General features: G+C 61.1%; 5 protein-coding genes. 2 read left to right on the plus strand and 3 right to left on the minus strand.

Translation table 11 applies throughout. From position 1 onward, the window contains the following. The first annotated feature begins 100 nt into the window (after nucleotides 1-100). Entirely contained in the window at nucleotides 101-1,075 is a 975-nt protein-coding gene (locus HHL24_RS40365; protein ID WP_407947553.1) for a methyl-accepting chemotaxis protein, read from the plus strand. 73 nt (nucleotides 1,076-1,148) lie between these two features. Here HHL24_RS40365 and HHL24_RS40370 read toward each other — a convergent pair whose 3' ends face one another. Genes HHL24_RS40370 through HHL24_RS44400 form a run of 3 tightly spaced genes read right to left on the minus strand, consistent with a single transcriptional unit; the run spans nucleotide 1,149 to nucleotide 5,539 of the window. After that, the gene (locus HHL24_RS40370; protein ID WP_169490865.1) at nucleotides 1,149-2,624 is read right to left on the minus strand and encodes an aldehyde dehydrogenase family protein; all 1,476 of its coding nucleotides are present in this window, start codon (nucleotides 2,622-2,624) and stop codon (nucleotides 1,149-1,151) included. Nucleotides 2,625-2,678: 54 nt separating this feature from the next. Further along, nucleotides 2,679-3,866 (minus strand): iron-containing alcohol dehydrogenase, encoded by a 1,188-nt coding sequence (locus HHL24_RS40375; RefSeq protein WP_230417781.1) that lies wholly within the window; start codon nucleotides 3,864-3,866, stop codon nucleotides 2,679-2,681. Beyond that, nucleotides 3,863-5,539 carry an MFS transporter gene (locus tag HHL24_RS44400; protein ID WP_329606824.1) on the minus strand — a complete coding sequence of 559 codons (1,677 nt, stop codon included), beginning with the start codon at nucleotides 5,537-5,539 and terminating at the stop codon, nucleotides 3,863-3,865. The genes HHL24_RS40375 and HHL24_RS44400 overlap by 4 nt, the downstream gene beginning before the upstream one ends. Between HHL24_RS44400 and HHL24_RS40385 the strand changes: the two genes are divergently transcribed. Beyond that, a partial coding sequence (locus HHL24_RS40385) for an IS6 family transposase (RefSeq protein WP_169490867.1) occupies nucleotides 5,538-6,000 on the plus strand: 463 nt, incomplete at its 3' end. The genes HHL24_RS44400 and HHL24_RS40385 overlap by 2 nt on opposite strands.

The following is a 6,000-nucleotide window of genomic DNA, read 5'->3' on the forward strand; positions in this document are numbered from 1 at the left end:
GGACCGGCAACGCGAACTGCTTGAACAAACTACCGCTTCGACGGAACAGATCACGGGGGCGGTGCGTCAGACCGCAGAAAATGCACACCAGGCCAATCAGATGATCGCGACAGCGGCCGCATCCGCCGCGCACGCAAGCGGCGTCGTGATGAACCTCGAAGCCGCGATGGAAGAAATTCGCGAAAGCTCCGCGAAGATTTCAGCCATCACCGATGTCGTCAACGGTATCGCGTTCCAGACCAATATTCTCGCGCTGAACGCGGCGGTTGAAGCCGCGCGAGCGGGCGACGCGGGGCGCGGTTTTGCGGTCGTAGCCTCTGAGGTCCGTGTGCTGGCGCAGCGGGTAGCTGCGGCGTCCACGGAAATCCGGAAGTTGATCAAGGATTCCGTGGCAAAGATACAGGCCGGTCACAACGGGGCGCAGCTCGCAGGCACGTCTATGCGGGATATTGAGGCGGCGGTAACGGATATCGCGACGATGATGACGGAGATCTGCACGTCTAGCCAGGAGCAAAGCGCGGGCGTCGAAAGCATCAACGCCGCTCTGCTGCACATCGACCGGATGACTGACGAAGATGCGAGGCTCGCCGAGGAAATCGCCGGCGCCGCAAACAGTCTGCATCAGCAGGCTATTTCGTTGACAAACGTGGTATCAGGATTCAGTGTCGGTTCCGGCGAATACGGCGACAGAGATGACGCCATGGCGCTTGTCGATGCGGCGATCACGCATGCCGATCAATCGGGTATGGAGGACTTGAGCCAGGAGATCAACAACCTCGCCTCCCGCAAGTTCGCTGACCGGGATCTTTATCTGGTGGTCGCACGACTCGACGGCGAGATAGTCGCCCACGGCGGCAACCCCCGGCTCGTCGGGCTCGATACCAGAAAGCTGAACGACGCGGATGGAAAAGCCTTTGGTACTCAACTGCTTGCGGTCAGCAAAACGCGCGGTAGCGGTTGGGTCGACTTCAGATTCGCCCATCCGGTGACACGCGAAATCAAATCAAAGTCCGCTTACGTGAAGCGCTATCGTGACTTTTTTGTTTCCTGCGGATTTTACGTGGCGGATGCCTGAGGCCCGCATGGCTCCGCCCTCCCGCGAGCGGAGCCACTGCAATGCCGTGCGCTTCAGCGTAACAAAGCCTCGCTCACAACGGATACTTGCGCTTGTCTCTGCTAACCGTGACGAGGTTCAGGTCGGTAAACATCTCGATGGCCCATCTGCCGAAGCGAGCCCAGCCGCTGTCCTTGACGCCGCCAAACGGAATTTGCGGCTCACCGCCCATCGTCGGCCCGTTGACATTGACCATCCCCGCCTGGATTTCGCCGGCGAACGAGACGCCTTTCCAGACGTCGCCTGTCATCACGGAAGCCGATAGGCCGAACTGGGTGGCGTTCGCTTTTTGCAGGGCTTCCGACTCGCTGTCGAACGGTTCCACCTGTACGACGGGCCCAAAGACTTCCTCGCAGTAAATAGGCGCATGCGGTGGCACATCGACGAGCACAGTCGGCTCGAAGCAGCGGCCGTTGCAGTTCCCTCCTGCAAGAACACGCGCGCCCGCCTTCACCGCCTGGGCAATTCCGTTCTTCACATTGGCCACGGCCTGATCATTGATCAGCGGTCCGATCTTGTTCGCTGGGTCCGCGGGATCCCCAGCCTTGATAGTTTTCGCACGCGATACGAAGCGCTCGAGAAAATCATTGAAAATCGCTCGGTCCACAAGGATCTTGCGTGTATTCATGCAAATCTGACCCTGGTGGAAGAACGCCGCAAAAATCGCTGTGTCGACCGAGTACTCGAGGTCGGCGTCCTTGAGGACGATCATCGGGTTATATCCGCCCAGTTCCAGCGAAATCCGCTTCAGATGCTTGCCGGCACGCGCTGCGAGAATCGACCCCGTGGCCGACGACCCGGTAAAGTTGTAGGCGCGCACCTCGCGACGCTCGAAGAGCGGGTCGGCAATCTGAGCAACCTGTCCCGGCGCATGGGTAATGACGTTGAGCACGCCTGGCGGGAAACCTGCCTCCGTCATGATTTCGCCGATCAGCAATCCGGCGCAGACTGGTGCATCTTCAGAAGGCTTCAACACAACGGTGTTGCCGCAAGCAAGCGGCGCGACAACCGTGCGAAACCCCAGCGCTAAAGAACCGTTCCATGGAGAAATGCCCCCTACTACGCCCAGCGGCTTGCGAATCGCCATGGCAAAAACGCCGGGCGTGTCCGACGGAACGATTTCGCCGCCAGAGAGATAGGGGTAGCCGGCCGCTTGCCGCAGCAGGCCCACAGCCCACTGAATCTGGAAGCGCGAGAACGCGTTTGCGCAGCCGGTCTCCTGCGCCATTAACAGCACAATCTCGTCTGCGCGGCGCAGGAGAATATCCGCGGCCTTGAGGAACAACGCCTGGCGTTCGCGAGCGCCCATCGCGGCCCACGTGGGAAACGCCTTGGCGGCAGCGTCAATCGCTCGTTGCGTGTCGACTTCACGGGACGCCGGAATTTCGGCGAAAACCGTATCGTCGTAGGGGTTCATGTCGTTGAACGTGGCGCCGCCCGCGGCCTGAACCCATTCGCCCGCGATCAGTTGGCGGTACTTTTTTATTTGCGTCGTTGAAGGATTTTGCATCTCGGTTCCTTGTTTGATCCAAAAGCAGTGCTGTTACCGGTTGCCATGAGCGCGTTACGTCGGTTTCAGTGAAGCCCCCAGCATCGCCGCATAGTCGGACGACGTCGGACGAACCGGGGCAAACAGATTGAAGTGGCTGAGATGCGCGGCGTACGCAAGCGTCGCCATATCTGTCGACTGGTAACCCAACTCCGCAAGCGTCGCCGGCAGACCCAGTTCGCGCATCAGCGCGGCGACGCCCTGCGAGAGAGACATCGAACCATCCAGCCCAAAGGCATAGCTGATTTCCGCGATCTGCTCGGGCCGGCTTTCAGCGGTGAAATCCAGGGTCGCGACAAGACCAATGCCACTCAATATCCCATGATGAAAGCCCTGATCGCTGCATGACAGCGCGACTGCATGCGCCGGGCCCAAGCCCATACCGATAGACACGCCGCCGGCGTAGGCAGCCATCATCATTTCGGCGCGAGCGGCCATGTCATCGCCGTTGGTCACGGCGCGCCGCAAGTAGGCGGCGACGCGCGCGATACCGTCCAGCGCAATCGCTTTGCCAAGCGGCACGCTCTTCGTCGACAGATAGCCTTCGATGCAATGCGACAACGCGTCGATGCCGGTCGCCGCAGTCAGGCGCGGCGGTAGACTGAGCGTCAACTCGGGGTCGAGAATGGCGACGGCCGGCACTAGATAGCGCGAGTTCATGCCGACCGATGCGGTAAACGCATCAGGATGGATTCCGGACGAGGGCGACGCCTCGCTTCCCGTACCCGCCGTGGTAGGAACGGCAATCAACGGCGCGCCCGCTACATGGACTGCGTTCGGCACGCCCGCGTAGTCGGCTACGGAACCCACATTGGTTGCCAGCAGCGCGATGAGTTTCGCCGTGTCGAGGACGGAGCCTCCGCCCAGCGCCACGACACCATCGCACCCTTCACGCGAATAGACCGCGGCACCGTTGTCGACGTCGGCAAATAGCGGGTTCTCGGTGACATTGTCGAAGATGACGACCGATCCGGCCTCGCCGCATGCAGCCACCGTCTTCGCGGCAAGGCCGGCTGCGACCACACCGCGATCTGTCACGAGCAGCGGCCGTCTGACACCCAGCGCATCAAGCTCGCTCGCGAGCGATGAAACGGCATTGGCGCCGAATAAAGTTCGCGGCAGGAAGAGCGTCGGCATCACCGCCGGACCACGCGCGGGCGCGCCGACTCCGGCCGAAGCGGGCCGCCCCGCCACCGCGCTCATTGCTTGCCGATGCGCGGCATGCGCATCAATTTGAGGGCGTTGCCGAGGTAAAGCTTCTCCCGGTCCTCTTCGCTCAAATCCAGGCTCTCGATGGAACGAATACCTTCCCGAATAAACATCGGGCCGCCTTCCGGGTCGAATGGACAATCCGAGGCGAACACCACGTGATCCACGCCGAAAAAATCGAGGCCACAGCGCAGCGCCGACGCCGAACCGCCCAGCACCGTGTCGCCGTAGAACATCTTGAAGTACTCGATAGGTGGCCTCGAGAGCCGCTTGAGGACATCGGCTTCGCTGTCGTCGGCGCTGCGGCTGCCGAGTTGTGCCCAGAGCGACTCCGCGCGGCCAGCGAAGTACGGCAACATGCCGCCGCAATGATGGGTGATGATGCGCAGCGCAGGCAGTTTTTTGAGGAGACCAGAGAACACCATGCGCGACATGGCGACCGAGGTCTCGAACGGCCAGCCTAGCACCTGCCAGACTTCGTACTTTGAACGCTCTTCGCCTTTGTAGTCCGAGGTCGTTCCCGGCCTGAACGGGTGCATCCACACCGGCAGTTCGTATTTCGTTGCCATCGCTTCGAAAATCGGAAAGAACTCCGGGTCATCCAACGGACGACCATTCACATTGGTGACCACCTGAACGCCGCGAGCCCCGAGTGTGCCGATGGCGCGGTCCATTTCTTCGAGCGCGGCCGGCACATTGTTCATCGGCAAAGCCGCGACAAAAACGGGAAATTGCTCGGGCCATCGGCTGCATATTTCGGCCATTCCGTCGTTCGCCACGCGTGCATATTCGGGTGACTGCTCCGGGTCACCCAGCATTTCGGGCGAGGGCTGGCTCAAGGTCAGGACCTGCGCGACGTCAGGAAATTTTTCAGCGAGCATGGCGGCGCGGGCGGGATAAGCCATCGCGGCAAGTGCATAGATGGTCGATGTCGACATTCCTTCCCCGAAGCCGACCACAAACATGGCGATACTCACTGCGCCCGTGGCCGCAATACCCGTCGCGAGCAGGTTGGGAAGCGCGAAGCTTGCCGCGATCGTCATACCGAGAGAGCCCACCAGCAACAGGCGCGACCCAAAGCGGGGCAAGCAGATCGCACAGGTCACCGCCCCGATCGCGGCCGACAGCGTGTAAATCGACGTACACTTGATCGCGCTGAGCAGATTGAATCCGGCGCCGACGAGCACAGTCGGAGTCCAGCTCATGTACGCGAACGACGCATACGAGATCGCAAAGAATGCGATCCACAAGCCGACATTGACGCGCAGATTAGCTGAGGACAGCAAGCGAGTACCTACCTCAGCCGGGACCCCGTCCTCGAACGGTTCGGCAGCGATGTCCCGATTCACGTTCGCCGTCCGAGCCATCACGCGCGTGACCCACGCTTGAGCATCCTCGTGTCTGCCTTTTCGCGCGAGGAACGACAGCGATTCGGGTAGATAGAACGCGCTCAGCGCCGCGCATAACAGCGTGAAGCTGCCGCTTACAAGAAAAATACTGTGCCATCCGAATGCGGGAATCAGCCATGCGGCAATCGCTCCGCCGAGCGTACCACCCGCCATCGTGCCGATCGCCATCACGACGACCAGTTGACCGCGCCACTTTCTCGGGCACCATTCAGAGGGCTCTGTCAGGTTGATGGGGAGGCGGCGGTAGAATGAAGTGATGAAGAAAACGAAATCGCTTTATCACGGTCACCGCTTCCCAGCCGTCGTCATCAGTTGCGCGGTTCGGTGGTATTTCCGGTTCAACCTGAGCCTTCGCGACATCGAGGAATTGTTGCTCGAGCGTGGTGTCGTGGTCACGTACGAAACGGTCCGTTGCTGGTATGACAAGTTCGGCGCTCGATTCGCCCGTTGTGCCAAAGCGGCGCGGCGCAAGCCGGGCAGCACATGGCATCTGGACGAAATGTTCGTCACGCTGCGCGGCGAGCCGTATCTGTTGTGGCGAGCGGTCGACGAGCATGGTGTCGAACTCGACGTGCTGGTGCAAAAGCGGCGCGACAAGGCTGCGGCAAAGCGCTTCTTCCGGCGGGTGCTGCGTTCAAACCCGCTGCCGCGCAAGATCGTTACCGACCAGCTGCGCAGCTATCCCGCAGCAAAGGCTGACATTCCCGAGCTCGCTCATG

The sequence above is a fragment of the Paraburkholderia polaris genome (assembly GCF_012927345.1).
Lineage (GTDB): Bacteria > Pseudomonadota > Gammaproteobacteria > Burkholderiales > Burkholderiaceae > Paraburkholderia > Paraburkholderia polaris.

Coding starts and splice junctions, on each gene's coding strand:
- HHL24_RS40375 (WP_230417781.1), bottom strand. CDS start 3,866: ATGAGCGCGGTGGCGGGGCGGCCCGCTTCGGCCGGAGTCGGCGCGCCC.
- HHL24_RS40370 (WP_169490865.1), bottom strand. CDS start 2,624: ATGCAAAATCCTTCAACGACGCAAATAAAAAAGTACCGCCAACTGATC.
- HHL24_RS40365 (WP_407947553.1), top strand. CDS start 101: ATGATCGCGACAGCGGCCGCATCCGCCGCGCACGCAAGCGGCGTCGTG.